This window comes from Pseudomonas sp. c313, from assembly GCF_055407145.1.
In genome coordinates, this window is sequence record NZ_JBUZRD010000003.1 from 61,392 (window position 1) to 87,584 (window position 26,193).

Annotated in this window: 28 protein-coding genes; 20 read left to right on the forward strand and 8 right to left on the reverse strand. The window is 58.6% G+C overall.

Features of this window, described 5'->3' with window-relative positions:
• Positions 1-193 precede the first annotated feature (193 nt).
• Together ACZRKZ_RS09725 and ACZRKZ_RS09730 are read left to right on the forward strand one after the other, a co-directional pair.
• Positions 194-2,632: a Lon protease family protein gene (locus ACZRKZ_RS09725; protein ID WP_463981506.1), complete on the forward strand. Its 2,439-nt coding sequence runs from the start codon at positions 194-196 to the stop codon at positions 2,630-2,632.
• Between the two features lie 202 nt (positions 2,633-2,834).
• Entirely contained in the window at positions 2,835-3,176 is a 342-nt protein-coding gene (locus tag ACZRKZ_RS09730; protein ID WP_133099991.1) for a PA4575 family protein, read from the forward strand.
• A gap of 2 nt (positions 3,177-3,178) precedes the next feature.
• On the opposite strand, the gene ACZRKZ_RS09735 is transcribed toward ACZRKZ_RS09730, so the two are convergent.
• On the reverse strand, positions 3,179-5,014 hold the full coding sequence (locus tag ACZRKZ_RS09735) for a hypothetical protein (protein WP_463981507.1): 1,836 nt from the start codon (positions 5,012-5,014) through the stop codon (positions 3,179-3,181).
• Between the two features lie 166 nt (positions 5,015-5,180).
• Here ACZRKZ_RS09735 and ACZRKZ_RS09740 point away from each other — a divergent pair, with 166 nt between their 5' ends.
• Both ACZRKZ_RS09740 and ACZRKZ_RS09745 read left to right on the forward strand, forming a co-directional pair.
• Entirely contained in the window at positions 5,181-5,669 is a 489-nt protein-coding gene (locus ACZRKZ_RS09740) for a TIGR00645 family protein (RefSeq protein WP_133099989.1), read from the forward strand.
• Positions 5,670-5,825: 156 nt separating this feature from the next.
• Entirely contained in the window at positions 5,826-6,443 is a 618-nt protein-coding gene (locus tag ACZRKZ_RS09745) for an FKBP-type peptidyl-prolyl cis-trans isomerase (protein ID WP_463967265.1), read from the forward strand.
• A gap of 153 nt (positions 6,444-6,596) precedes the next feature.
• Here the strand turns inward: ACZRKZ_RS09745 and ACZRKZ_RS09750 are convergent, their stop codons facing one another.
• The 3 genes from ACZRKZ_RS09750 to ACZRKZ_RS09760 form a co-directional block, all read right to left on the reverse strand.
• Positions 6,597-6,854, reverse strand: coding sequence for a PA4570 family protein (locus ACZRKZ_RS09750; RefSeq protein ID WP_003194088.1), 258 nt, complete (start codon positions 6,852-6,854; stop codon positions 6,597-6,599).
• A gap of 197 nt (positions 6,855-7,051) precedes the next feature.
• Positions 7,052-7,393 carry a zinc ribbon domain-containing protein YjdM gene (locus ACZRKZ_RS09755; protein ID WP_149410795.1) on the reverse strand — a complete coding sequence of 114 codons (342 nt, stop codon included), beginning with the start codon at positions 7,391-7,393 and terminating at the stop codon, positions 7,052-7,054.
• Between the two features lie 115 nt (positions 7,394-7,508).
• Positions 7,509-8,477: a polyprenyl synthetase family protein gene (locus ACZRKZ_RS09760; protein WP_133099986.1), complete on the reverse strand. Its 969-nt coding sequence runs from the start codon at positions 8,475-8,477 to the stop codon at positions 7,509-7,511.
• Between the two features lie 240 nt (positions 8,478-8,717).
• Here ACZRKZ_RS09760 and rplU point away from each other — a divergent pair, with 240 nt between their 5' ends.
• The 5 genes from rplU to ACZRKZ_RS09785 all read left to right on the forward strand — a co-directional run bounded on the left by rplU (position 8,718) and on the right by ACZRKZ_RS09785 (position 12,480).
• Positions 8,718-9,032, forward strand: a complete 315-nt coding sequence (gene rplU / locus ACZRKZ_RS09765; protein ID WP_020291028.1) for a 50S ribosomal protein L21 — start codon at positions 8,718-8,720, stop codon at positions 9,030-9,032.
• 34 nt (positions 9,033-9,066) lie between these two features.
• Complete coding sequence (rpmA, locus tag ACZRKZ_RS09770; RefSeq protein ID WP_133099984.1) at positions 9,067-9,342, forward strand: 50S ribosomal protein L27; 276 nt, start codon at positions 9,067-9,069, stop codon at positions 9,340-9,342.
• A gap of 192 nt (positions 9,343-9,534) precedes the next feature.
• Positions 9,535-10,758, forward strand: a complete 1,224-nt coding sequence (cgtA, locus tag ACZRKZ_RS09775) for an Obg family GTPase CgtA (RefSeq protein WP_463967264.1) — start codon at positions 9,535-9,537, stop codon at positions 10,756-10,758.
• Between the two features lie 123 nt (positions 10,759-10,881).
• Positions 10,882-12,000: a glutamate 5-kinase gene (gene proB, locus ACZRKZ_RS09780; protein ID WP_463981819.1), complete on the forward strand. Its 1,119-nt coding sequence runs from the start codon at positions 10,882-10,884 to the stop codon at positions 11,998-12,000.
• 15 nt (positions 12,001-12,015) lie between these two features.
• Complete coding sequence (locus ACZRKZ_RS09785; RefSeq protein WP_463967263.1) at positions 12,016-12,480, forward strand: CreA family protein; 465 nt, start codon at positions 12,016-12,018, stop codon at positions 12,478-12,480.
• Positions 12,481-12,685: 205 nt separating this feature from the next.
• On the opposite strand, the gene rpsT is transcribed toward ACZRKZ_RS09785, so the two are convergent.
• Positions 12,686-12,964, reverse strand: a complete 279-nt coding sequence (rpsT, locus tag ACZRKZ_RS09790; RefSeq protein WP_065836169.1) for a 30S ribosomal protein S20 — start codon at positions 12,962-12,964, stop codon at positions 12,686-12,688.
• Between the two features lie 254 nt (positions 12,965-13,218).
• Between rpsT and murJ the strand changes: the two genes are divergently transcribed.
• The 6 genes from murJ to ispH all read left to right on the forward strand — a co-directional run bounded on the left by murJ (position 13,219) and on the right by ispH (position 20,641).
• Positions 13,219-14,757: a murein biosynthesis integral membrane protein MurJ gene (gene murJ, locus ACZRKZ_RS09795; protein WP_463967262.1), complete on the forward strand. Its 1,539-nt coding sequence runs from the start codon at positions 13,219-13,221 to the stop codon at positions 14,755-14,757.
• 118 nt (positions 14,758-14,875) lie between these two features.
• On the forward strand, positions 14,876-15,814 hold the full coding sequence (ribF, locus tag ACZRKZ_RS09800; protein WP_178114379.1) for a bifunctional riboflavin kinase/FAD synthetase: 939 nt from the start codon (positions 14,876-14,878) through the stop codon (positions 15,812-15,814).
• 13 nt (positions 15,815-15,827) lie between these two features.
• Entirely contained in the window at positions 15,828-18,659 is a 2,832-nt protein-coding gene (gene ileS / locus ACZRKZ_RS09805) for an isoleucine--tRNA ligase (protein WP_463981508.1), read from the forward strand.
• A complete protein-coding gene (lspA, locus tag ACZRKZ_RS09810; RefSeq protein ID WP_463967260.1) occupies positions 18,652-19,179 on the forward strand; it encodes a signal peptidase II in 528 nt (175 codons plus the stop codon). Before ileS ends, lspA begins: the two co-directional genes overlap by 8 nt.
• 7 nt (positions 19,180-19,186) lie before the next feature.
• Positions 19,187-19,624: an FKBP-type peptidyl-prolyl cis-trans isomerase gene (gene fkpB / locus ACZRKZ_RS09815; RefSeq protein ID WP_463981820.1), complete on the forward strand. Its 438-nt coding sequence runs from the start codon at positions 19,187-19,189 to the stop codon at positions 19,622-19,624.
• A gap of 69 nt (positions 19,625-19,693) precedes the next feature.
• Positions 19,694-20,641, forward strand: coding sequence for a 4-hydroxy-3-methylbut-2-enyl diphosphate reductase (gene ispH, locus ACZRKZ_RS09820; protein WP_463967259.1), 948 nt, complete (start codon positions 19,694-19,696; stop codon positions 20,639-20,641).
• Here ispH and ACZRKZ_RS09825 read toward each other — a convergent pair.
• Positions 20,595-21,179 (reverse strand): GspH/FimT family pseudopilin, encoded by a 585-nt coding sequence (locus ACZRKZ_RS09825; protein ID WP_463981509.1) that lies wholly within the window; start codon positions 21,177-21,179, stop codon positions 20,595-20,597. The two genes, ispH and ACZRKZ_RS09825, sit on opposite strands and share 47 nt — an antisense overlap.
• A 250-nt stretch (positions 21,180-21,429) precedes the next feature.
• On the opposite strand from ACZRKZ_RS09825, the gene pilV reads away from it, so the two are divergent.
• The 5 genes from pilV to thiO are packed head-to-tail and all read left to right on the forward strand — an operon-like array spanning position 21,430 to position 24,716.
• Positions 21,430-21,915, forward strand: a complete 486-nt coding sequence (pilV, locus tag ACZRKZ_RS09830; protein ID WP_463981510.1) for a type IV pilus modification protein PilV — start codon at positions 21,430-21,432, stop codon at positions 21,913-21,915.
• On the forward strand, positions 21,912-22,619 hold the full coding sequence (locus ACZRKZ_RS09835; RefSeq protein ID WP_463981511.1) for a pilus assembly protein PilW: 708 nt from the start codon (positions 21,912-21,914) through the stop codon (positions 22,617-22,619). Before pilV ends, ACZRKZ_RS09835 begins: the two co-directional genes overlap by 4 nt.
• 7 nt (positions 22,620-22,626) lie before the next feature.
• The gene (locus tag ACZRKZ_RS09840) at positions 22,627-23,142 is read left to right on the forward strand and encodes a pilus assembly PilX family protein (RefSeq protein ID WP_463967255.1); all 516 of its coding nucleotides are present in this window, start codon (positions 22,627-22,629) and stop codon (positions 23,140-23,142) included.
• A gap of 12 nt (positions 23,143-23,154) precedes the next feature.
• A complete protein-coding gene (locus ACZRKZ_RS09845; protein ID WP_463967254.1) occupies positions 23,155-23,556 on the forward strand; it encodes a type IV pilin protein in 402 nt (133 codons plus the stop codon).
• Between the two features lie 59 nt (positions 23,557-23,615).
• Positions 23,616-24,716 (forward strand): glycine oxidase ThiO, encoded by a 1,101-nt coding sequence (gene thiO, locus ACZRKZ_RS09850; protein ID WP_463981512.1) that lies wholly within the window; start codon positions 23,616-23,618, stop codon positions 24,714-24,716.
• Positions 24,717-24,764: 48 nt separating this feature from the next.
• On the opposite strand, the gene ACZRKZ_RS09855 is transcribed toward thiO, so the two are convergent.
• Together ACZRKZ_RS09855 and ACZRKZ_RS09860 are read right to left on the reverse strand one after the other, a co-directional pair.
• Positions 24,765-24,998 (reverse strand): PP0621 family protein, encoded by a 234-nt coding sequence (locus tag ACZRKZ_RS09855; protein ID WP_133099969.1) that lies wholly within the window; start codon positions 24,996-24,998, stop codon positions 24,765-24,767.
• Positions 24,999-25,121: 123 nt separating this feature from the next.
• Entirely contained in the window at positions 25,122-26,147 is a 1,026-nt protein-coding gene (locus ACZRKZ_RS09860; protein ID WP_463967252.1) for an outer membrane protein assembly factor BamD, read from the reverse strand.
• Positions 26,148-26,193 lie beyond the last annotated feature (46 nt).

The window sequence follows — 26,193 nt, forward strand, 5'->3', positions numbered from 1 at the left end:
TAGTCCAACCCGCGCAGTTTGGAGTTTAGGCACGATCCAAGGGTTCCGTGACTTTTTGTAAAACAATTGAGAGCACCGAGGTTTTTTGGCAAGGCCGATCCAGTGTCTATGCTTTCCCTAAGTCGTGCCTTGCCAGCCAGCCACGCACGGCGCCAGAATGCCGCCATTGCCCCGCCTGATGTAAGGAAGCCCAATGCCTGATCCTGTTGCTGCCAGCTTGCGTCTAGCGCCCGAAGCGCTGACTCGCCCTTTCTCCGCTGAACAGTTCAGCTTCTCGACCACCAATGATTTGGAGCCCTTTCGCGGTGTGCTAGGCCAGGAACGTGCGGTCGAAGCCTTGCAGTTTGGCGTGGCCATGCCACGCCCCGGTTACAACGTATTTGTCATGGGCGAGCCTGGAACCGGCCGCTTTTCGTTCGTCAAACGCTACCTCAAGGCCGAAGGCAAACGCCTGCAGACCCCGGCAGACTGGGTCTACGTCAATAACTTCGACGAGCCCCGCGAACCTCGCGCGTTGGAGCTGCCTGCGGGTGGCGCGGCGGCGTTCATCATTGATATCAACGGCCTGATTGATAACCTGGTGGCGACCTTTCCGGCGGTCTTTGAACACCCGACTTATCAACAGCGCAAAAGCGCTATCGACCGGGCCTTCAATCAGCGCTATGACCGCGCACTGGACGTGATCGAACGTCTGGCCCTGGAAAAGGACGTGGCGCTGTACCGCGACAGCACCAACATTGCCTTTACGCCGATGGCCGAAGGCAAGGCCCTGGATGAGGCCGAGTTCTCGCAGTTGCCGGAAGCCGATCGCGAGCGTTTCCACACTGATATTTCCGAACTGGAAGAACGCCTCAACGAAGAACTCGCCAGCCTGCCCCAGTGGAAGCGCGAGTCCAATAACCAGATGCGCCACTTCAACGAAGAAACCATCACCCTGGCCTTGCAGCCATTGTTGGCGCCTTTGTCCGAGAAGTACGCGGAAAACGCCGGCGTCTGCGGTTACCTGCAAGCGATGCAGGTCTACCTGCTGAAAACCGTGGTCGAGCAATTGGTGGACGACGCAAAGACCGACGCCCAGGCCCGCAAGCTGCTGGAAGAGCAATACTGCCCGAGTCTGGTGGTCGGCCATCCGGCCAACGGTGGTGCGCCGGTGGTGTTCGAGCCTCATCCAACCTACGACAACCTGTTCGGTCGCATTGAATACAGCACCGACCAGGGCGCGCTGTACACCACCTATCGGCAGTTAAGGCCGGGTGCACTGCATCGCGCCAATGGTGGTTTCCTGATCCTGGAAGCAGAGAAAATGCTCAGCGAACCGTTTGTCTGGGACGCCCTCAAGCGTGCCCTGCAATCGCGCAAGTTGAAAATGGAATCGCCACTGGGCGAGTTGGGCCGCTTGGCCACGGTAACCCTGAACCCGCAAGTGATCCCGTTGCAGGTCAAGGTCGTCATCATTGGCTCCCGGCAGTTGTACTACACGCTGCAAGACCTGGACCCGGACTTCCAGGAGATATTCCGGGTGCTGGTGGACTTCGATGAAGACATCCCGATGGTCGACGAAAGCCTGGAGCAGTTCGCCCAGTTGCTGAAAACCCGCACCTCGGAAGAAGGCATGGCGCCGTTGACGTCGGATGCGGTGGCGCGTCTGGCCACCCATAGTGCGCGGCTGGCGGAACATCAGGGGCGTTTGTCGGCGCGGATCGGCGATCTGTTCCAGTTGGTCAGCGAGGCGGATTTCATTCGTCACCTGGCGGGCGATGAAATGACCGATGCCGGCCATATCGAGCGCGCGCTCAAGGCCAAGGCCACGCGCACCGGGCGGGTCTCGGCGCGGATTCTCGACGACATGCTGGCGGGAGTCATCCTGATCGATACTGCCGGCGCTTCTGTCGGCAAGTGCAACGGCTTGACCGTGCTGGAAGTCGGTGATTCGGCCTTTGGTGTACCGGCGCGGATCTCGGCGACGGTGTACCCGGGAGGCAGTGGCATTGTCGATATCGAGCGCGAGGTCAACCTCGGTCAGCCGATTCACTCCAAGGGCGTGATGATCCTCACTGGTTACCTGGGCAGCCGTTATGCCCAGGAATTCCCGTTGGCGATCTCCGCGAGCATCGCCCTGGAGCAGTCCTACGGTTATGTCGACGGCGACAGCGCCTCCCTGGGCGAGGCCTGCACCTTGATCTCGGCGCTGTCGAAGACGCCGCTCAAGCAGTGTTTTGCCATCACTGGCTCGATCAACCAGTTTGGTGAAGTACAGGCGGTGGGCGGAGTCAACGAGAAGATCGAAGGTTTCTTCCGTCTATGCGAAGCCCGTGGCTTGACTGGCGAGCAAGGGGCGATCATTCCCCAGGCCAACGTTGCGACACTGATGCTGGACGAGAAGGTATTGCAGGCTGTGCGGGCGGGGCAGTTCCATGTCTACGCGGTGCGCCAGGCTGACGAGGCCTTGAGCCTGCTGGTGGGCGAGCCGGCCGGTGAGCCGGATGCGGAGGGGCAATTCCCTGAAGGCAGCGTCAATGCGCGAGTGGTCGAGCGTTTGCGGGCGATTGCCGAGATGATCAGCGAGGAAGATCTCAAGGAAGCAGAGAAGGAATTGGCGCAGCAGTCGTTGGTTGAAACCAAACCGAGCTGATTGTGTTTGTGGCGGGGGAGCCGGGCTTCCCCGCCACAATTTTGACTCGTTGAATCAGGGCCGATTGCCCGTTGGTCTCGGCAACCTTGGTTTGTACGGGTTTTCTTCTATTCTCAGCTCAAGGGATATCCACAGGAGTCGCTGGATAGAGACAGTCTCGTCTTCTGGAGGCTGAACACAGGATCTACCGAGGGTCGCCGCCATGCCGCGCAGCCTTTGCCTCACCCGCCAGTGCCTGGGCCTGGTCACACGAATCGAATGCAGCATTCGCCCTCTTGCGGGGGATACCGGGATGTGGACCTTACTATTTGCCGCTGGAATGACCGGCGAGCAGCCCACGACCATCAAGGCCCAGGGCCCGTTTCATGGGCCGTTCGTGGCCGAAACCATCCTTGAGTCGATTGTTGAAAGCCTGACGCTGCACGGCTATCAACTGGCCGATGACCCGCAGATCTGGTGTCTGCACCTGCAGGCCCACCTGCGACAGCTCAATGGCGGGCGGTCGCGGGCGCTCACAGACATACAACTTCATCCTGAGCACTGAGCTTACGGCTTGGCAGGCACCGCAGCCTCAGGCTTGTTCAGCTTGACCTCAAACCCATACTGCACGGTGTTCAGTTCGGTGCGCTGGTAGGTTTCAAACTGCGTAGGCTGGCCATAAAAATAGTGCACATCAAAGAGCGCCGTGCCGTATTCCTCAGCGCGGTGGCTGACGCCGAGAACTTCCTTCAAGTAGTGTCCGCTGGCGTCCTTGGCGAAGAAGCGCCAGCTGTCGGAGGGAAAGAGCTGCTGGTCGACAATCAAGGCGTTGCCCTGCATTACCAGACCCTTTGGAAGCTGGCTGGCGGCGACGGTGGCTTTTTCGACGTTTGCCAGGAACAGCGGAATCGAACCCACGACAAACGTTGGGTTCTCGGGGAACAGGTTCAGATCGTAGGTAATGACGCCGCGCCCTGAGTCAACGTCAAATGCCTCGGTAGGCAGCTCGATGGGCTCACCGCGCTGGCCGTCCTCATTGGCGGTAAAGAATGTCACGGGTGCATCGGCGCCACTGCGGGCTTCGCCCAGCAGGTCGTCGTTGAAGGTGTAGGGGTGGTCAAACACGATGTGTGCGGCACTGGCATCGTCGACTGACTGGTTGATGCTGATGCTGTTTTTGAGCTGGTCTTCGGAAAGTGTGGCGCCCTTGAGCCAGTCGGTGGCCTGGTCGTCGTACACCGTCACTGGCATCGGCAGAGGTTGTACGGTTTTTTCCAGGCTGTTCTTGTCGAAGCGCCGAATCGGCAGGTCCAGGTCTTTGCGGGTCACCGTGGCGGCGGAAAAATCGAGGACACTGACTTGCAGGTTATCGATCAGGCCGTTGAAGTACACCTTGGTGTAATGGCTGGCCTGCTTGTGTTCGAAAGCTTTTTGCTCGTCTTCCAACTGCTTTTCAAAGGCGTCGGACCAGCCTTTCTGCTTCTGCATCTCGGCCAATTGTTTCTCGTAGAACGCCAGTTGAGCGGCGCTCTCGTTGATCGAGCCTGCGCGGGATAGAAATTGCCCCGTGGTATCCCTGGCCTGCACCAGCAGCGCGTTGGGAGACGTGTCAGCGACTTGTGGCGCCAGGGGGGCATTGTTGGTCAGTTCTATTTCGGCGTAGTTCTTTTCCAGGGTCAGCAGCGTGACGGTGACGTTTTCTTCACTGCGTTTGTGGCCGACGTCTTGTTTAGTCAAGTCAAAGGTGAAGACCTTGCGTGGTGCGATGACTTCAACCTGGCCTTTGAGGGTGACGGGTTGCGGCTGGATTTTGTTCTCGGTCTCGATGCCTTCGATGAAGGGGTACGTGACCGTCAAGTCGTCCGGGTTGGTCAGGTTGGAGCTGGAGGGGCTCAACTGGATACCGGGGTCGGTTTCCGACCATTCCGGCTGGAAGGGGACGGTCTTGTTGTTGCTCAGCGTCACCGACTGCCATTCCAGGCCATGGGGAAAGGGGAACTGGTCGGTGCCGTTGAAGTTGAACGGGAACACCGGCTGCAGGTCCGTCAGATAGTCCGAGTGGGAGTTTTTGCGCAGGACAAACAGACCGTTGATGTAGGTGTCCACCAAGGCTTGTGGCGTTGGGTAGTGCTTGAGCAGCGCCAGGGTGTCTTCGACGTACTCGGCTTCGATGGGCTTGGTGCTGAGCTTGATGCTGGCGCGCTCCAGCAGTAGCAGGGAGCCACCAAGGTCGGCCACGGCATCCTTGAGCCTGGGGTCTTGGATGGTGTCCAGGGATTGCTCGAACTTGGCGGTTTTCTCTTCGAGGCTGGTTTGCTTGTGTTCGTCGCTGGGGGAACAGCCGCTGCCAGCCAGCAACGCCACACATAGGCCAAGGCTGGCCAAAGGGGATCGCACATCCATTATCTTCAGTTTTCCTGTCCGACATCATCGAGCCGAGTTGATGAACCCGACACTAGCAGAAAAACTCTTTGACAGATGCCGTGCCGGTCAGTTTTCTCAGTGGTTCTGGCCTTTGCATGTGGCTGATATACTCGCCGCCATTTTTAGCCAAGCTGTGTGAGATTCAATGGAACGTTTTATCGGAAATGCAATGTACGCCTCACGCTGGCTGTTGGCACCGATCTATTTCGGCTTGTCCCTTGGGTTGCTGGCGCTGGCGCTGAAATTTTTCCAGGAAGTGGTTCACGTTCTCCCCAGTGTCTTCGCCATGACCGAGTCCGATTTGATCCTGGTGCTGCTGTCGTTGATCGACATGGCACTGGTTGGCGGCTTGCTGGTGATGGTGATGATCTCCGGCTACGAGAACTTCGTCGCCCAGCTGGACATCGACGACGACAAGGGCAAGCTCAACTGGCTGGGCACCATGGACTCCTCCTCGCTGAAGATGAAAGTGGCCGCTTCCATCGTAGCGATTTCGTCGATTCACTTGCTGCGGGTGTTCATGGACGCCAAGAATATCGATCCCGAGCATCTGAAGTGGTACGTGATCATTCACATGACCTTTGTGGTCTCGGCGTGTGCCATGGGCTACCTGGATAAGGTGACCAAGCACTGATTGGCTGACTGATAGCGTGATGAGCAGCAGGCAGGGCCTGGGGCTCATCAAACCCCGGTTTTCTATGCTAGTCTGCTCGCCCTTTTAGTTCGGATGACACGGGAAACGCTGCAGTTCTGTAGTGTTTCCAGTGCCTTCCTACAGCGGAGCAGTTCCATGTCTGAAGTCAATCTGTCCACCGACGAAACCCGCGTGAGCTACGGCATTGGCCGTCAGTTGGGCGACCAACTGCGCGACAACCCGCCGCCGGGCGTGAGCCTGGACGCGATCCTGGCTGGCCTGACCGATGCGTTCGCTGGCAAACCAAGCCGTGTGGACCAAGAGCAAATGGCTGACAGCTTCAAGGTCATCCGCGACATCATGCAAGCCGAAGCGGCCGCCAAGGCTGAAGCTGCAGCGGGCGAAGGCCTGGCCTTCCTGGCTGAAAATGCCAAGCGTGATGGCATCACCACTCTGGCTTCCGGTCTGCAGTTTGAAGTATTGACTGCGGGTGACGGCGCCAAGCCAACCCGTGAAGATCAAGTGCGTACCCACTACCACGGCACCCTGATCGACGGCACTGTGTTCGACAGCTCCTACGAGCGTGGCCAGCCTGCAGAATTCCCGGTCGGTGGCGTGATTGCCGGCTGGACCGAAGCTCTGCAACTGATGAACGCCGGTAGTAAATGGCGTCTGTACGTGCCAAGTGAACTGGCTTACGGCGCACAAGGCGTTGGCAGCATTGCGCCGCATAGCGTTCTGGTGTTCGACGTCGAGCTGCTCGACGTTCTGTAAGGCCCGCTGGCTAAGTTGTTGGAGCGAGGGGGACGCCTAGTTCTTGCTCGCGATGGACGTCAACGATAACGCGGGCATCCTGGATGAACGCAGTGTCTTTGAGTTCTTCGCGAGCAAGAACCAGGCTCGCTCCTACACGGTTTTGCAGGTGTCTCATGGATGAAACTTGCCATTAAGCTCCGTCGCTGGGCGCAACGCTCTGGCATAGCAGAACAGAAACAGGTTACGCACCACCTCCTTCAGCACGCCAGGTTCACTGGAACTCAAGCCATTGACGTCCAGGTCGCCCTGATCCTGCAGTTCATTCAAGGCTTCTTCTTCCAGTACGGCGCAGACTTCCCCGGTTTCCCGATGGAGTATCCGCAGGTAGGGGTGTGGGCGGTCCAGCCAGGCATCAATCAAATAAGTCATGTGTTGCATCTCCTTGATGGGTTTCAATGAGAATAATTCTTATTCGTTGAATAGCAAGTCCCTATTGGCGATTCACTGGTTTTTCTGTGTGGGCATTGTGCTCGATCAAAAGGACTGGCCTTTTGCTACTGGCGGGGTGTTGAGGCGGGGAGGGTGAAGCACCATCCCGTGCAGGGCACGAGATGGAGACAGCAAAATCAAACCTTGCGGACAAACTCGGACTTGAGCTTCATCGGGCCGATGCCGTCGATCTTGCAGTCGATATCGTGGTCGCCGTCGCACAGGCGGATGTTCTTGACCTTGGTGCCGACCTTGACCACCAGCGACGTGCCTTTGACCTTGAGGTCCTTGATCACGGTGATGGTGTCGCCGTCCTGCAGGACGTTGCCGACGGAGTCTTTTTTCACGGCGTCATCACTGGCGGCCTCGACTTCGCCACCGACGGCCCACTCATGGGCGCATTCCGGGCAGATCAGCTGGGCGCCGTCTTCGTAGGTGTATTCGGAGTTGCATTTCGGGCAGGGTGGCAACGTGCTCACTAAGGCTCCTTGAGTTTCAGGATGGCTAAAAAGCGCACATTATATAGGGTTTTAGGGCGAGGCGGGGGATGCGGCTATTTGCAGGAGCCGCGGGGGGCTCCTGCACAGCAATCAATCAGTGTGTCCGCGCGACCGCGAACTCACTCAGCTCTACCAGGGCGTCCCGGTATTCGCTGGCTGGAAGGGCTTCCAGGCATTTGATGGCGCGAGCCACGTAGTCACGGGCCAGTTGCGCGGTGTAATCGAGTGAGCCCGAAGCTTCCACGGCAGCGCGGATGCTTTCCAGGTCTTCAATTCCGCCTTTCTGGATCGCCTTGCGCACCAGGGCGGCCTGTTCGGGGGTGCCTTCGCGCATGGTGTAGATCAGCGGCAAGGTCGGTTTACCCTCGGCCAGATCATCACCGACGTTCTTGCCCAGGGTCTCGGCGTCGCCGCGATAATCGAGCAGATCATCCACCAGCTGGAAGGCCACGCCCAGATGATCACCGAAGGTGCGCAGGGCTTCGCGTTGTTCCGGCGTCGCTTCGCATAGGGCGGCGGCGCTGTGGGTCGAGGCTTCGAAGAGCATGGCAGTCTTGCCGCGAATGACTTCCATATAGGTTTCTTCGGTGGTGCTGGCGTCACGTACTTTCGACAGCTGCAACACTTCGCCTTCGGCGATGATGCGTGTGGCTTGTGAAAGAATCTTCATCACTGGCATCGAGCCCAGTTCGACCATCATTTCGAACGAGCGTGAGTACAGGAAGTCGCCCACCAGCACGCTTGGTGCATTGCCCCACATGGCGTTGGCGGTCTCGCGACCACGGCGCATCCCGGACATGTCGACCACATCGTCGTGCAGCAGGGTGGCGGTGTGCAGGAATTCGATGGTGGCAGCCAGCAGGCGCAGGTCATCGCCTTCGCGGCCCAGCGCCTTGCCACACAACAACACTAATAAAGGTCGCAGGCGTTTGCCGCCCGCCGACGTAATGTAGTCGCCAATTTTTGAGACCAGCGGCACTTTAGAAGTCAGCTGCTTCTTGATGATGTCGTCGACGGCGCTAAAATCGTCCGCTACCGCGCGGTAGAAAGCTTGGGGTTGCATCAGCGACAGTCGCTCCAGAAGGGTTGCGCGGCATGCTAGGACCCACGTCCCCTAGTGTCAAGACGCGATAGACGGCTACTTGCAAGCCTTCTATAGCTTGCGTACAATCGCGCACCCTGAACTTCCTGGGCAGCACCTGCCTTACGCAATTGCATTTGGGGCGTTCCATCCCATGCAGCCATGCCAGCCAATACCTTTACCTATAAAGCGCTGGGTGAGCAGGATTATCGGAGAAATACCATGTCGTACGCAGTAATTGTTACTGGTGGCAAGCAATACAAGGTCGCCCCAGGTGAATACCTGAAGATCGAAAAACTGGAAATCGCTACCGGCGAATCCGTTACTTTTGATCGCGTTCTGTTGGTCGCCAATGGCGATGACGTGAACATCGGCGCTCCAGTTGTTGTTGGCGCTACCGTTGTGGCTGAAGTGATTTCCCAAGGTCGTCACGATAAAATCCGCATCATCAAGTTCCGTCGTCGTAAGCACCACATGAAGCGTATGGGCCACCGCCAGTGGTACACCGAGATCAAAATCACCGGTATTCAGGCTTAATTTCAGCCTAATTCCTCACTAGGAGAATTGACTCATGGCACATAAAAAAGCTGGTGGTAGTACCCGTAACGGTCGCGACTCAGAAGCCAAACGCCTTGGCGTGAAGATGTATGGCGGCCAGGTTATCATTCCGGGCAACATCATCGTGCGTCAGCGCGGCACCCAATTCCACGCCGGTTACGGTGTTGGCATGGGTAAAGATCACACTCTGTTTGCTAAAATCAACGGCGTGATCAAGTTCGAAGTAAAAGGCGCTTTCAATCGCCGTTACGTGAGCATTGTCCCGAAGACTGAAGTCGTCGCGGCATAATTACGTAGTTGCTGGAAAAGCCCTGTCTTGCGACGGGGCTTTTTCGTTTGTGGGGTGAGTCTCTTGCAAAGCTGTTTGTAATGGGCTCCAGCGCGGATTTGCGGTTGTTGATTGAGGTCGCTGCGCTCATTTTTGCAAGAGTCTTATGTCTTGGTTTCTTAAGCTCGTCCGTGCGACGAGAGGCGTTTTGTTATGAAGTTCGTTGATGAAGTTTCGATCCGAGTAAAAGCTGGCGACGGCGGTAATGGTTGCATGAGTTTCCGTCGGGAAAAATTCATCGAAAACGGTGGTCCTAACGGTGGTGATGGTGGTGATGGCGGCTCGGTCTACATGATCGCCGACGAAAACCTCAACACCCTGGTGGACTACCGTTACACCCGGCACTTCGATGCCGAGCGTGGCTCCAACGGTGGCAGCACCGATTGCACCGGTAAAAAAGGCGAGGAGATGGTCCTGCGGGTTCCGGTCGGCACCACCGTGATCGACTCCGCGACGCAGGAAGTTATCGGCGACCTGACCAAGGCTGGTCAGCGTCTGCTGGTGGCTCATGGCGGCTGGCACGGTCTGGGTAACACCCGTTTTAAATCCAGTACCAACCGCGCGCCACGCCAGACCACGCCGGGCAAGCTAGGCGAGCAGCGTGACCTCAAGCTGGAAATGAAGGTTTTGGCTGACGTCGGCCTGCTGGGTTTGCCAAACGCCGGTAAAAGTACTCTCATTCGCTCGGTGTCTGCCGCCAAGCCGAAAGTGGCTGATTACCCGTTCACTACCCTGGTGCCAAACCTGGGTGTGGTCAGTGTCGACCGCTGGAAAAGCTTCGTGGTTGCGGACATTCCGGGTCTGATCGAGGGTGCTTCCGATGGCGCCGGCCTGGGGATTCGTTTCCTCAAGCATTTGTCCCGTACTCGCCTGCTGCTGCACCTCGTCGACATGGCGCCGCTGGATGACACCAGTGCGCCGGATGCCGCCGAAGTGATCGTCAGTGAGCTGACCAAGTTCAGCCCGTCCCTGGCTGAGCGTGATCGCTGGCTGGTGCTGAACAAGTGCGACCAAATCCTTGAGGAGGAGCACGAAGAGCGCGTCAAGGAGATCGTTGATCGCCTGGAGTGGACCGGTCCGGTCTACGTGATCTCGGCCATTGCCAAAGAAGGCACTGAGCGTCTGACCCGTGACATCATGCGTTACCTGGAAGATCGTGCTGATCGCTTGGCCAATGATCCTGTGTTCAAGGCTGGGTTGGTTGACCTCGATCAGCGCATCGAGGACGAGGCGCGTGCCCAGTTGCAGGCCCTGGATGATCAGCGTGCCCTACGTCGCAGCGGCGTCAAGTCGGTCCATGACATCGGTGACGATGATTGGGACGAGGAAGATGTAGATGATGAGGATGGTCCGGAAATCATTTACGTGCGCGACTGATTCGTTGCAGTAAACTTAAGCGCCGCTCAATCGAGCGGCGTTTTGGTATCTGGAAATCGGTAGTCACGAATAACGTTATGGGCAGCACTGGCTCGTGCTGTCCTCAATCTAAGGTTGAAGATGATGCGGAGTAAAGTGGCGGGTGCGCAGCGCTGGGTCGTAAAGATCGGTAGTGCGCTGCTGACGGCGGATGGCAAGGGGCTGGATCGTGCAGCCATGAGCGTCTGGGTTGAGCAGATGGTGGCCTTGCATGAGGCAGGTGTTGAGTTGGTGCTGGTGTCGTCCGGGGCGGTTGCTGCCGGGATGAGCCGCCTCGGCTGGACCGTGCGACCGAGTGCGATGCATGAGCTGCAAGCCGCTGCCGCCATCGGTCAGATGGGTTTGGTGCAGGCCTGGGAATCCAGCTTCGCCGAGCACGGTCGCCATACGGCGCAGATTCTGCTGACTCACGACGACTTGTCCGACCGCAAGCGCTATCTCAATGCCCGCAGCACCCTGCGTGCCCTGGTCGAGCTCAAGGTGATCCCGGTGATCAACGAGAACGACACGGTGGTCACTGACGAAATTCGTTTCGGCGACAACGACACCTTGGCTGCGCTGGTGGCCAACCTGGTGGAGGCAGACTTGCTGGTGATCCTCACGGATCGCGACGGCATGTTCGATGCTGATCCGCGCAACAATCCTGAAGCTCAGCTGATTTATGAGGCCCGCGCCGATGATCCGGCACTGGATGCGGTAGCCGGCAGTGTCGGTGGCGCGCTGGGGCGTGGTGGCATGCAGACCAAGCTTCGTGCGGCCCGGCTGGCGGCGCGTTCTGGTGCTCATACGATTATCGTGGGTGGGCGCCTGGAGCGGGTACTGGATCGTCTCAAGGCGGGCGAGCGCATTGGTACGTTGCTGTCGCCCGAGCGCGGCCTGCTGGCGGCGCGCAAGCAGTGGTTGGCGGGGCATCTGCAGACTCGTGGCACCCTGGTGCTGGACGCCGGTGCGGTATCGGCGCTGTCCCAGGGCAATAAAAGCCTGCTGCCGGTGGGCGTCAAATTGGTCCAGGGCAGCTTCCGTCGTGGCGAGATGGTGGTGTGTGTGGCGCCGGACGGGCGTGAGATTGCTCGCGGCCTGGCCAACTACAGCGCCCTTGAGGCGCAGAAAATCATTGGGCAGTCGTCTGAAGCGATTGTTGGGTTGTTGGGTTATATGGCTGAGCCCGAGCTGGTTCACCGGGATAACCTGATTCTGGTTTAAGTGAAGGAAGTCTCGATGCGCGTAATGAAGGGATTGCTCGGCCTGTTGTTGGCTATGCCGTTGCTGGCGTCGGCTGAAGAAATTGGTCGCGTGTCGACGGTGTTCAAGTTCGTCGGCCCCAATGATCGGATTGTGGTCGAGGCTTTTGATGATCCGAAGGTCGATGGTGTGACGTGCTATTTGTCTCGGGCCAAGACGGGCGGGGTGAAGGGTGGTCTTGGCCTGGCTGAAGATCGCGCTGAGGCGTCGATAGCGTGTCGTCAGGTGGGGCCGATTCGCTTCAAGGGTGAGTTGAAGGATGGTGACGAGGTGTTCAAGGAGCGCACGTCCCTGGTGTTCAAGACCATGCAGGTGGTGCGCTTCCTCGACAAGAGGCGCAATACCCTGGTGTATCTGGTCTATAGCGACCGTTTGATCGAAGGCAGCCCGCAGAATGCGGTGACGGCAATTCCGATCCTGCCGTGGTCGACGGCGCAATAAATTGGATGGCGCTGTTTTGCTTTATGTGGGAGCTGGCTTGCCTGCGATGACTGGCTAACATTCAATGATGATGTTGACTGTTGCGCCGCTATCGCAGGCAAGCCAGCTCCCGCATTTGTTTGTGGTATCTGGTAATTCACGGTTTGCTCAAATCCGAGGCAATAAAAAACCGACCCTAGGGTCGGTTTTTTAACAAGCTTATCGCTTAGGCTGCAGCAGCAAGGTTCAGAGCCTTGATGTGGCCATTCAGACGACCTTTATGGCGAGCAGCTTTGTTCTTGTGGATGATGCCTTTATCGGCCATACGGTCGATAATTGGCACAGCCAGAACGTAAGCAGCTTGAGCTTTTTCAGCGTCTTTTGCGTCGATGGCCTTAACTACATTCTTGATGTAGGTACGAACCATGGAACGCAGGCTGGCGTTGTGGCTGCGACGCTTCTCAGCCTGTTTTGCACGTTTTTTGGCGGAAGGTGTGTTGGCCACCGTCGAGCTCCTCGAAAGACTTTTTAGGAAATAGCAAACAAAATAGGCCGCGAATCATGCCGATGAGTTGAAGTCTTGTCAAGGGCGGCTGATGCGAACTGCTGAGTGGTCGATCTGAAGAGGCGGGTGATTTATTTCCGGCGCTTGACCTGTAAACTCGCGAGCTTTGGCTCTGTGCTTGTTGCAGGCGCGGAGTATCGCATATGTGGGCGCATTGTTCGCCTGCTCTTTATCTATAGGCAAAAACTCTTTCAATGAATCTGCTCAAGTCGTTGGCCGCCGTCAGCTCTATCACAATGATCTCCCGGGTTTTGGGGTTTGTGCGTGACACCCTTGTGGCGCGTTTTTTTGGCGCGAGCATGGCCACGGATGCGTTCTTTATTGCCTTCAAGCTACCCAATCTACTGCGGCGGATCTTCGCCGAGGGTGCGTTTTCCCAAGCATTCGTGCCGATTCTGGCGGAATACAAGACCCAGCAAGGCGAAGAGGCGACCCGAACATTTATTGCCTATGTCTCGGGCTTGCTGACCCTGGTGCTGATGCTGGTAACGATTGCAGGCATGCTTGCTGCACCCTGGATTATCTGGGCCACAGCGCCCGGTTTTGCCAATACCCCGGAAAAATTCGCCCTCACTACCGATCTGCTGCGGGTGACATTTCCTTATATATTGCTGATTTCCCTGTCGTCCCTGGCGGGTGCAGTCCTTAACACGTGGAACCGTTTCTCGGTGCCAGCCTTCGTGCCGACCCTGCTTAACGTCAGCATGATTATTTTCGTTCTGTTTCTGACGCCGTATTTCGACCCGCCCGTCATGGCTCTGGGTTGGGCGGTGTTGGCCGGCGGCCTGGCGCAATTGTTGTATCAACTGCCGCACCTGAAAAAGATCGGCATGCTCGTGTTGCCACGCCTGAACCTCAAGGACACCGGAGTCTGGCGGGTGATGAAAAACATGCTGCCAGCAATCCTTGGCGTCTCGGTCAGTCAGATCTCCCTGATCATCAACACCGCCTTTGCTTCGTTGCTGGTCTCGGGTTCGGTGTCGTGGATGTACTACGCCGATCGTCTGATGGAGCTGCCGTCGGGCGTACTGGGCGTGGCATTGGGCACCATTTTGCTGCCGACCCTCGCGCGCACCTATGCCAGCAAGGACCGCCACGAATACTCGCGAATACTCGACTGGGGTTTGCGCCTGTGCTTTGTGCTGGTGCTACCGTGCTCTCTGGCCCTGGGGATTCTCGCTGAGCCGCTGACCGTTTCTTTGTTCCAGTACGGCCAGTTCAGCGCTTTTGATGCCTCAATGACCCAGCGCGCCCTGATTGCCTACTCCGTCGGCCTGCTGGGTATCATCGTGATCAAGGTTCTGGCCCCCGGCTTTTACGCCCAGCAAAACATTCGTACCCCGGTAAAGATTGCGATCTTTACCTTGGTGGTCACGCAACTGCTCAACCTGGTATTCATCGGCCCGCTGGCTCACGCTGGCCTGGCCCTGGCTATCAGCGTTGGTGCCTGCATCAATGCCGGCTTGCTTTTTTATCAGCTGCGCAAGCAGCAAATGTTTCAGCCGCAGCCAGGGTGGGGCATGTTTTCCCTCAAGCTGCTGGTGGCCGTGGCGGTGATGTCGGCCGTATTGCTGGGGCTGATGCAGTTGATGCCTGCCTGGGACCAGGGGCACATGCTGGAACGTTTCCTGCGTCTGGGCATGTTGGTGGTCGCCGGTGTGGTAGCGTATTTTGGCATGCTGCTGTTGATGGGATTCCGCTTGCGGGATTTCAATCGCAAGTCGCTGAGTTGATCGCAATCAACAATAAGGCGCCTGTTTTCTCGATTCGATCCATTTGGCCTGCGCTGTTGCCTGTCGTCCGGGGCCGGGTGTGGTTATAATCGACCACTTTATGAGCAAGAAGCGCGTTATGCAGCTGGTTCGAGGTCTCCACAACCTGCGCCCCCAGCATCGGGGCTGTGTCGCCACTATTGGCAACTTTGACGGTGTTCACCGTGGCCACCAGGCTATCCTGGCCCGTCTGCGTGAGCGTGCGGTTGAGTTGGGCGTGCCCAGCTGCGTGGTGATTTTTGAACCACAACCCCGCGAATTTTTCACCCCAGAGACGGCGCCGGCGCGTTTGGCCCGTCTGCGGGACAAATTGCAACTGCTGGCCGAAGAAGGTGTGGACCGCGTCCTCTGCCTGGCCTTCAACCAGCGCTTGCGCAAGCTCAGCGCCGCCGAGTTCGTCGACCGAATCCTGGTGGATGGCCTGGGCGTGCAGCACCTGGAAGTCGGTGACGACTTCCGCTTTGGTTGCGACCGGGTTGGGGATTTCGATTTCCTGCAACAAGCTGGCGTTACTCAGGGGTTTACCGTCGAAGCCGCGCAAACCGTCGAACTGGACGGCCTGCGTGTGAGCAGTACCCAGGTACGTAATGCCCTGGCCGCTGCCGACTTCGCCTTGGCCGAGCGTTTGCTCGGTCGCCCGTTCCGGATTGCCGGGCGGGTCTTGCACGGCCAGAAGCTGGCGCGCCAATTGGGCACGCCAACCGCCAACGTGCAACTCAAACGCCGTCGTGTGCCACTGACCGGGGTTTACCTGGTCAGTGTCGACATCGACGGCCAATCGTGGCCCGGAGTCGCCAACATAGGCGTCAGACCCACGGTTGCAGGTGATGGCAAGGCCCACCTGGAGGTACACCTTTTGGATTTTTCCGGGGATTTATATGACCGGCGTTTGACGGTGGCTTTCCACCAAAAGCTGCGTGAAGAGCAGCGTTTCGCCTCTCTGGAGGCGCTGAAAACGGCGATCAATGCGGATGTCGCCGCCGCCCGTGCACTAGCCGCACCTAGCGCCAATCGCTAATGAAGAGCCTTAAATGACCGACTATAAAGCCACGCTAAACCTTCCGGACACCGCCTTCCCAATGAAGGCCGGCCTGCCACAGCGCGAACCGCAGATACTGCAGCGCTGGGACAGTATTGGCCTGTACGGAAAGTTGCGCGAGATTGGCAAGGATCGCCCGAAGTTCGTCCTGCACGACGGCCCTCCTTATGCCAACGGCACGATTCACATCGGTCATGCGCTGAACAAGATTCTCAAGGACATGATCATCCGTTCGAAAACCCTTTCGGGTTTCGACGCGCCTTATGTCCCAGGCTGGGATTGCCACGGCCTGCCAATCGAACACAAAGTCGAAGTGACCCACGGCAAGAACCTGGGCGCCGACAAGACCCGCGAACTGTGCCGTGCCTACGCCACCGAGCAGATCGAAGGGCAGAAGTCCGAGTTCATCCGCCTGGGTGTGTTGGGCGACTGGGCCAACCCATACAAGACCATGGACTTCAAGAACGAGGCCGGTGAAATCCGTGCCTTGGCTGAAATCGTCAAGGGCGGTTTCGTGTTCAAGGGCCTTAAGCCGGTGAATTGGTGCTTCGACTGCGGCTCTGCCCTGGCTGAAGCGGAAGTCGAGTATGAAGACAAGAAGTCTTCGACCATCGACGTTGCCTTCCCGATTGCCGACGAAGCCAAGCTGGCCGAAGCCTTCGGGCTGGCGAGCCTGTCCAAGCCAGCCTCCATCGTGATCTGGACCACCACCCCGTGGACCATCCCGGCCAACCAGGCGCTCAACGTGCACTCGGAATTCACCTACGCCCTGGTGGACGTCGGTGACAAGCTGTTGGTGTTGGCCGAAGAACTGGTCGAGTCGTGCCTGACCCGCTACAACCTGCAAGGTTCGGTGATTGCCACCACTACCGGCTCCGCTCTGGAACTGATCAACTTCCGTCACCCGTTCTATGACCGTCTGTCGCCAATCTACCTGGCTGACTACGTCGAGTTGGGTGCCGGTACCGGCGTGGTTCACTGTTCGCCCGCCTATGGCGTAGACGACTTCGTGATCTGCAAGCAATATGGCCTGGTCAACGACGACATCATCAGTCCAGTGCAAAGCAACGGTGTGTACTCGCCGTCCCTGGAGTTCTTCGGCGGCCAGTTCATCTTCAAGGCCAACCCGGCGATCATCGACAAGCTGGCGGAAGTTGGTGCGCTGTTGCACACCGAAACCATCAGCCACAGCTACATGCACTGCTGGCGCCACAAGACCCCGCTGATCTATCGCGCTACCGCGCAATGGTTCATCGGCATGGACAAAGAGCCTACCAGCGGCGAAACCCTGCGCAAGCGTGCGCTCAAGGCCATCGAAGAGACTCAGTTCGTCCCGGCCTGGGGCCAGGCACGCCTGCATTCGATGATTGCTAACCGTCCAGATTGGTGCATTTCCCGCCAGCGCAACTGGGGCGTGCCGATCCCGTTCTTCCTGAATAAGGAAAGCGGCGAACTGCACCCGCGCACCGTCGAGCTGATGGAAGTCGTGGCCCAGCGTGTTGAAGAAGAGGGCATTGAAGCCTGGTTCAAGCTGGACGCCGCCGAGTTGCTGGGTGACGAGGCGCCGCTGTACGACAAGATCAGCGATACCCTCGATGTCTGGTTCGATTCGGGTACCACCCATTGGCACGTCCTTCGCGGTTCGCACCCGATGGGCCATGAGAGCGGCCCGCGCGCCGACCTGTACCTGGAAGGCTCGGACCAGCATCGCGGCTGGTTCCACTCGTCGCTGCTGACCGGTTGCGCCATCGACAACCACGCGCCGTACCGCGAGCTGCTGACCCACGGCTTCACCGTCGACGAGAACGGCCGCAAGATGTCCAAGTCCCTGGGCAACGTGATCGCGCCGCAGAAGGTCAACGACACCCTGGGCGCCGACATCATGCGCCTTTGGGTCGCCTCGACCGATTACTCGGGCGAGATAGCCGTGTCCGAGCAGATCCTTGCACGCAGCGCCGACGCCTACCGCCGTATTCGCAATACCGCACGCTTCATGTTGTCGAACCTGACCGGTTTCAATCCGGCCACCGACATCCTGCCGGCCGAGGAAATGCTCGCCCTGGACCGTTGGGCTGTGGACCGTACCCTGTTGCTGCAGCGCGAGTTGCAGGAAAACTACGGCGAATATCGCTTCTGGAACGTCTACTCGAAAATTCACAACTTCTGCGTCCAGGAATTGGGTGGCTTCTACCTCGATATCATCAAGGACCGCCAGTACACCACCGGCGCCAACAGCAAGGCGCGCCGCTCAGCGCAGACCGCGCTGTATCACATCTCTGAAGCGCTGGTGCGCTGGATCGCGCCGATCCTGGCGTTCACCGCCGACGAACTGTGGGAGTACCTGCCGGGCGAGCGTAACGAATCGGTGATGCTCAACACTTGGTACGAAGGCCTGACCGAGCTGCCGGCCGATTTCGAGCTGGGCCGCGATTACTGGGAAGGGGTGATGGCGGTCAAGGTTGCCGTGAACAAGGAGCTGGAGGTTCAGCGCGCGGCCAAGGCCGTCGGTGGCAATCTGCAGGCCGAAGTAACTCTGTTTGCCGAGGAAGGCCTGACCGCCGACCTGGCCAAGCTGAGCAATGAGCTGCGTTTCGTGCTGATCACCTCGACTGCCAGCCTGGCGCCGTTCGTCCAGGCTCCGGCCGATGCAGTGGCCACTGACGTGCCGGGCCTCAAACTCAAGGTGGTCAAGTCAGCCTTCACCAAGTGCGCTCGTTGCTGGCACTGCCGTGAAGACGTCGGCGTGAACCCGGAGCATCCGGAAATCTGCGGTCGTTGTGTCGACAACATCAGCGGCGCGGGTGAGGTTCGTCACTATGCCTAATCAAACCGGGCCTAATACAGCCAGTCGTTTCGGACGTCTGGGCTGGCTCGTATTGAGCTTGCTGGTACTGGTCATTGACCAGGTCAGCAAGGCTCACTTCGAGGGCACCCTGGAGATGTTCCAGCAGATCGTGGTTATTCCTGACTATTTCAGTTGGACCCTGGCCTACAACACCGGTGCAGCGTTCAGCTTCCTGGCCGACAGCTCCGGCTGGCAGCGCTGGCTGTTCGCGCTGATTGCCATCGTAGTCAGTGCGGTGCTGGTGGTTTGGCTCAAGCGCCTGGGGCGCGATGACACTTGGCTGGCCGTTGCGCTGGCCCTGGTGTTGGGCGGGGCGCTGGGTAACCTGTACGACCGTATTGCCCTGGGCCATGTAATCGACTTCATTCTGGTGCATTGGCAGAACCGCTGGTATTTCCCGGCGTTCAACTTTGCCGACAGCGCTATTACTGTCGGTGCCGTGATGCTGGCACTGGATATGTTCAAAAGTAAGAAAACCGGAGAAACCGTTCATGACTGAACAGGTATTGGCTGAGCAACGCATCAGCCAGAACACGGAAGTCACCTTGCATTTCGCACTGCGCCTGGAGAACGGCGACACGGTCGACAGCACTTTCGACAAGGCCCCGGCGACCTTCAAGGTCGGCGATGGCAACCTGCTTCCGGGTTTTGAAGCGGCGCTGTTCGGCTTCAAGGCCGGCGACAAGCGCAACCTGCAGATCCTGCCGGAAAACGCCTTTGGCCAACCGAATCCGCAAAACGTGCAAATCATCCCGCGCTCGCAATTCAAGGACATGGAACTGACGGAAGGCTTGTTGGTGATCTTCAACGATGCGGCGAATACCGAATTGCCGGGTGTGGTCAAAGCATTCGATGACGCCGAGGTGACCATCGACTTCAATCACCCGTTGGCCGGTAAAACCTTGACCTTTGATGTCGAAATCATCGACGTTAAGGCTCTGTAACTGACGAAGCCGGTTCCAGCGGGGACCGCAATGTTCCAATCTCTTGCGCTGCAAGACACGAGGCACAGCATGCAAATCAAACTCGCCAACCCCCGTGGCTTTTGCGCCGGCGTGGACCGGGCGATCGAAATCGTCAACCGTGCCCTGGAAGTCTTCGGGCCGCCGATTTACGTGCGCCATGAAGTGGTCCACAACAAATTCGTGGTGGAAGACCTGCGTGCTCGCGGCGCCATTTTTGTCGAAGAGCTGGACCAGGTGCCGGATGACGTCATCGTGATCTTCAGTGCCCACGGTGTTTCCCAGGCGGTGCGTACCGAAGCTGCAGGCCGCGGCCTGAAAGTGTTCGATGCCACCTGCCCGTTGGTGACCAAGGTGCACATCGAAGTCGCACGCTACAGCCGCGACGGTCGTGAATGCATCCTGATCGGCCATGCCGGCCACCCGGAAGTCGAAGGCACCATGGGTCAGTATGACGCCAGCAATGGTGGTGCCATCTACCTGGTGGAAGACGAAAAAGACGTCGCCGAGCTGCAAGTGCATAACCCTAACAAGCTGGCTTTCGTGACCCAGACCACCTTGTCCATGGATGACACCAGCCGCGTCATTGATGCCCTGCGCACGCGTTTCCCTGCCATTGGCGGGCCGCGCAAGGACGATATCTGCTACGCCACGCAAAACCGCCAGGATGCCGTCAAGCAGTTGGCCGACGAGTGCGACGTGGTGTTGGTCGTTGGCAGCCCCAACAGCTCCAACTCCAACCGCCTGCGGGAACTGGCCGAGCGCATGGCAACGCCGGCCTACCTGATCGATGGTGCCGAAGACATGCAGCGCAGCTGGTTCGATGGTGTCGAGCGTATTGGCATAACTGCCGGTGCCTCGGCCCCGGAAGTCCTGGTGCGCGGCGTGATTCAGCAACTGCAGGCCTGGGGCGCTACGGGCGCAGACGAATTGGCCGGACGTGAAGAGAACATCACCTTCTCCATGCCCAAGGAGCTGCGGGTTCGTTCGCTGCTCTGAGTCCCGTGCTGCCCACGTAGCCACGGCACAGCGGCTGCTCGGTCTTGTTATTGCGCAGGCTGATGCGGCCGGTGGGCGCCAACACCACTTGATACAGGCTCAGTTGCTGGTCCGTGGCACATACATGCACGGTACCAGCACGAAAGCCTCCCGCCGCCGACAATAACGGTTCGCCCAAGCCGCTGAAGCGTATCTGGGTCCGGACCGGTGTATTGCCCACAATGGGTATGCGCCCGCTGTCCTGGCGCTCCAGCAGCACCGGGTTGTCTTCGTCCAGATGTCCACGGCCGTTCAGGTCGAGCACAACTCTCCAGCCCAGGCTCCAGTCATTGTCCAGGGCATGAATGACTACTGTCCGATTGCGTGCGATGGCCTCGGTACGTGCGTAGCGCAGGCCTGCGGCCAGGGTTTCGGCGGCGCTCTGGCGCCGTTGTGACTCAAGCAGGTCCTTGAAGCTGGGCGCCGCCAGTTGAGCCAGGACGCCACTCAGTATCAAACCGACCAGCAGTTCGAACAACGTGAAGCCTCGTTGTTTCATGTCTCGTCCCTCCATGGACGTTCTCAGTTTGCCCATTCCTTGTCAGCGCCGGCCTGAGCCGGGGAGACGGGCTGCCAGATGGCAGACATAGTTATAGCGTCGACGTCGGTGTGCCGAATGGTGGCCTTCCTGTCCAAAGTATTTCGCTTTGTTCCCAGAGGCAGCGCTACTCGTGGAGCGACGCTAATCTTGGGCGCACAGGAGATTTACCCCTGCCTTTTGATGACCTTCGACATGGATGACGACGGTAATGAATGCTTGCCCAATAACGCCTTGCTCCAAGCCGATCAGTACCAGGCAAACCGGCATGACCCTGATCGAGGTGCTGGTTTCGGTGCTTATTCTCAGCGTCGGCCTGCTGGGTGCGGTGGTAATCCAGCTTAACGCGCTCAAGTACACCGACAGTTCGCGGATGACCAGCCAGGCCAGTTTTATCGCCTACGACATGCTGGACCGGATTCGCGCCAACTCAGGCGCAGATTACTCATGGTCGCAAACGCAGAGCGGTTCCTCCAGACCCTCGGGGGCCAGCGTTCGTGATTTGGACCTGCATGACTTTGAGGCCAATATCATCCGCTTTGCCGGGGAGAGCGCCAAAGGTTCGGTTGCCATCAATCAGCGGGAGGTGACCATCAGCATCAGTTGGGATGATTCTCGCGCTGCCAATGTTGGCAATCCCCGTGAAACCTTCACTCTGGCCAGTCGAGTTGCCGTCGATCCGCGAGCCTTGCAATGAGTCGGCACTGCGGTGGTTTTGGGCTGATTGAACTGCTGCTGGCGCTGACCCTTGGATTGGTAGTGGTGATGACCGTTGTCCAGGTGTCCCTTGCCACGCGAAACACCTACGCCAGCCAACATGCGTCGACGTTATTGCAGGACGATGCACGATTTGTCCTGAGCAAGATGATTCAGGAGATTCGTCTGGCAGGTATGTTCGGCTGCCTGTCCACTGCGTCGATCAGTGATGCCCCGGCTGAGTTTTCCAGGCCTGTCGGTTGGGCCGCTACTGGCAGCTCAAAGGTTCTGACGTTGGTCACGGGCGATGTGGGGAGTGAAGGCAGCAATCCAGATTGGACGGTGCTCTCCAATTGCGTCGAGAGTGCCCGGGCCTATGCTGGCGTGTCACCCAAGCCTGGCCCCGGACAGATCAGCTTTCCCATTCGCAAACTGACTTACACCTTTGAGTCCGGCCAGTTGAAACTCAGTACCTCTTCGACACCGGCCAAGGCAGTTCTGGTGGATAGCGTGCGAGCATTCGAGCTCAGCTTCGGGATGGCCGGCGCGCCAGGGTCTAGTGTTGTGACGCGGTATGACAGTAATCCGGCCGATGAGTCCCTGGTGCGTAGCATACGTATCCTTCTGACTCTCCAGGATCCTGGCGGTCGCGTACGGGACCAGACCTATAGCGTCGTCGCAGCCCTGCGTAATCGCCTTGAGTAGCCGTGGCATGTCGCGGCAGAGCGGTATGGTCCTGCTGATCAGTCTGGTGTTTCTGCTGTTGTTGACAGTCATCGGTCTGTCCTCGATGCAAGCGGCCACTTTGCAGGAAAAGATCGCCGGCAGCATCAGGCACCGCAACCAATCCTTTCAGGCCGCCGAAAGCGGGTTAAGGCTTGGGGAGTCAGCTGTGCAGGCTCCTGAATTTGCTTTGCGGCCATGTCCCTCGCTAGCCACCTGCGCACCGCCGAAAGAGTCGACTTCGGTGAGTGGGCCAGGAACAGATCCAGTCTCGGCCGTCACTTGGGTGGGCCTAAAGGGTGGCGTCTATGGCATTCAAAATCTGGGGCATGGCGTGGGGTTGGCTCATTTGCCGAGCGGAACTCCGGCGACCGTATATCGGGTAACTGCCGCAGGTATCAGCGGCCATTCGCGCACCGTACTGGAGGCCGTGTATGCGCGGGTATCCGTGGGCGACTCTGCAGGGCCCAGGTTTCGACGAGTCATGTGGCGACAACTTCACTAGGTAAGAAGCACGATGAGCAGAGATATCAACGGTTTTACACTGATCGAGTTACTGATCGCTGTTGCGATCATCGCCATCCTGGCCGGCATTGCCTATCCCGGTTATACCGCTCACCTGAAAAAGGTCTATCGCACGGAAATTGTCGGGCTGCTCACCGAGCAAGCCCAGTATCTCGAGCGTTATTACGTGAGAAATGGCATTTTTATTGACGCCAGCGGCGTCAGCGCCGGTAATGATCGCTATAGAATCACGGTGACGTTGAACCCGCAGGATTTCAGCTTGATAGCCACGCCCCTCGCCGGCTCGGTGATGATGGGCGACCCCTGTGGTGACTTCAGCTTGACCAGTACCGGCGCGCGGAGCAATCCGGGTGCTGCGCCCAACATGACTCGCAAAGAGTGCTGGGGGCGATGAGGTAGATGGGCGATGGGGTGCCAGGTGCGCTCTTTTCTTTTTATCGGCTGGATCGAAAGATGGCTAAGCAACAGCAAGTAGTGGTGGTCGGTGGTGGCGTTATCGGCCTGTTGACGGCGTTCAACCTGGCAACCCAGGGACAGGCGGTGGTACTGCTGGACCGTTCGGCGGTGGGGCAGGAGGCTTCCTGGGCGGGTGGTGGCATTGTTTCGCCGCTTTACCCGTGGCGCTACAGTCCTGCAGTGACCGCCCTGGCGCATTGGTCTCAGGATTTTTATCCTCAGTTGGCCGAGCGTCTTTTTGCAGCCACCGGAGTGGACCCTGAGGTTCATACCACTGGCTTGTATTGGTTGGACCTGGGTGATGAGGCTGAGGCACTGGCTTGGGCGGCCCGTGAAGGACGACCACTGAGCAAGGTAGATATTTCGGCTGCCCGTGATGCTGTACCGGTGCTGGGTCCTGGGTTCTCACAAGCTATCTACATGGCGGGCGTGGCCAACGTGCGTAACCCTCGCTTGGTAAAGTCTCTCAGGGCTGCCCTGCTGGCGTTGCCTGGTGTCACCGTGCATGAGCACTGCGCGGTGGAGGGATTTATTTGTGAGGGTGGCAAAATTGTTGGTGTGAACACGGCGCTTGGTGAGTTTCGGGCTGACCACGTGGTACTCGCCGCCGGTGCCTGGAGTGGCGAGTTGCTGGGTAGCCTGGGGCTGGAGTTGCCGGTGGAGCCGATCAAGGGACAGATGATTTTGTACAAGTGCGCGTCAGACTTCTTGCCGTGTATGGTGCTGGCCAAGCGTCGCTATGCGATCCCACGGCGAGATGGGCATATTCTGATTGGTAGCACCCTGGAGCATGACGGCTTCAATAAAACAACGACTGACAAGGCGCTACAGAGCCTGAAAGCCTCAGCTGTGGAGCTGATACCGGCGCTGGCGGATGCTGAGGTCGTGGGGCATTGGGCCGGATTGCGGCCAGGGTCGCCGGAAGGCATTCCCTATATTGGCAAGGTGCCAGGGTTTGATGGGCTTTGGCTAAATTGCGGGCATTACCGTAATGGGCTGGTGCTGGCGCCGGCATCCTGTCAGTTGTTTGTCGATTTGTTGCTGGAGCGCGAGCCGATCATTGACCCCGCGCCGTATGCGCCGGCAGGGCGGATCTAGATGCAATCCAGGAGCGTGCAAGCCTACTCCTGGATTATTGCGGCTCAATCAACGCCCGATAGACTTCGGCCCCTGCTCCAAGTGCCCCTGAGTGCAATACCACTCCTGGCGCGAGCTTAGGGCGTGATCTTGCGGCAAATGCACGCCACAGTGAGCGCAACGGACCATGGGCGCCGCACCTTGCTCGTGGGGCCGTTGTTGCGTCGGCACGGGGCGCTTGAACTTGCGCCATAACCACACTGCGGCAGCAATCAGAGCAATCCAGAACAGTAAACGAACCATGGTCAGCAGCTTCTCGACAAGGAATGCGGCAGTTTAGCCAAGGACGTGAGCGGCGCACAGGGGAATAAAGTCGCGCCATAAAAAAGGAGCCCCTGAGGGCTCCTTTTTGCATCGCATCGACCGTTAGTCAAATACGCCAAGCGTCATGTAGCTGAACCACGAGCGGTCTTCGTTATTGCCCAGGGCTTCAGGGGCCTCTTCTTCGATCACGTCGCCGTTCTCGTCATGAGGCTTCAAGTCCGAAGGAATAGAATCCTTGGCATCCTGGTACTGCTTGATCACGTCCTGGTTGGCGCGGGTTTCGCCCGGCGGCAGCGGCGGACGGGATTCGATCAGGCCCAAGGTGTACTTGCTCAACCACGAACGGTTGTCAGCTTCAGCCACTAGCGGCACGAACTGACCGTCTTTCAGGCTTGGGTGGTCCGGGTAGTTGAGCTTCAAGGTTTCCAGGCTAGTGGTCGCCAGGGCGTCCAGGTGCAGGCGCTGGTAAGCCTCGGTCATCACTGCCAGGCCATCACCCACGGCTGGGGTTTCCTGGAAATTCTCCACTACATAGCGACCACGGTTAGCGGCAGCTACATAAGCCTGACGGGTCAGGTAGTAGTGGGCCACGTGGATCTCGTAGGAAGCCAGCAGGTTGCGCAGGTAGATCATGCGCTGCTTGGCGTCCGGCGCGTAGCGGCTGTTGGGGTAGCGGCTTGTCAGCTGGGCGAACTCGTTGTAGGAGTCGCGCGCGGCACCCGGGTCACGCTTGGTCATGTCCAGCGGCAGGAAGCGCGCCAGCAGGCCAACGTCCTGGTCAAACGAGGTCAGGCCCTTGAGGTAATAGGCGTAATCCACGTTTGGATGCTGCGGGTGCAGGCGGATAAAACGCTCGGCGGCGGACTTGGCAGCTTCCGGCTCGGCGTTCTTGTAGTTGGCGTAGATCAGTTCGAGCTGGGCCTGGTCGGCGTAGCGGCCGAACGGATACCGCGACTCCAGTGCCTTGAGCTTGGCCGTGGCGCTGGTGTAACTGTTGTTGTCCAGGTCGGCCTGAGCTTGCTGGTACAGCTCGACTTCGCTGAGGTTTTCGTCGACGACGTCCTTTGTTGACGAGCAAGCAGCAGTCATGGCGAGGATGGCGATCAGCAGCAGGTGTTTCACTTGCATGGCGGCTTGCGTCCCTATGACGGCCGCTGTCTTGGGCGGGGCCGTC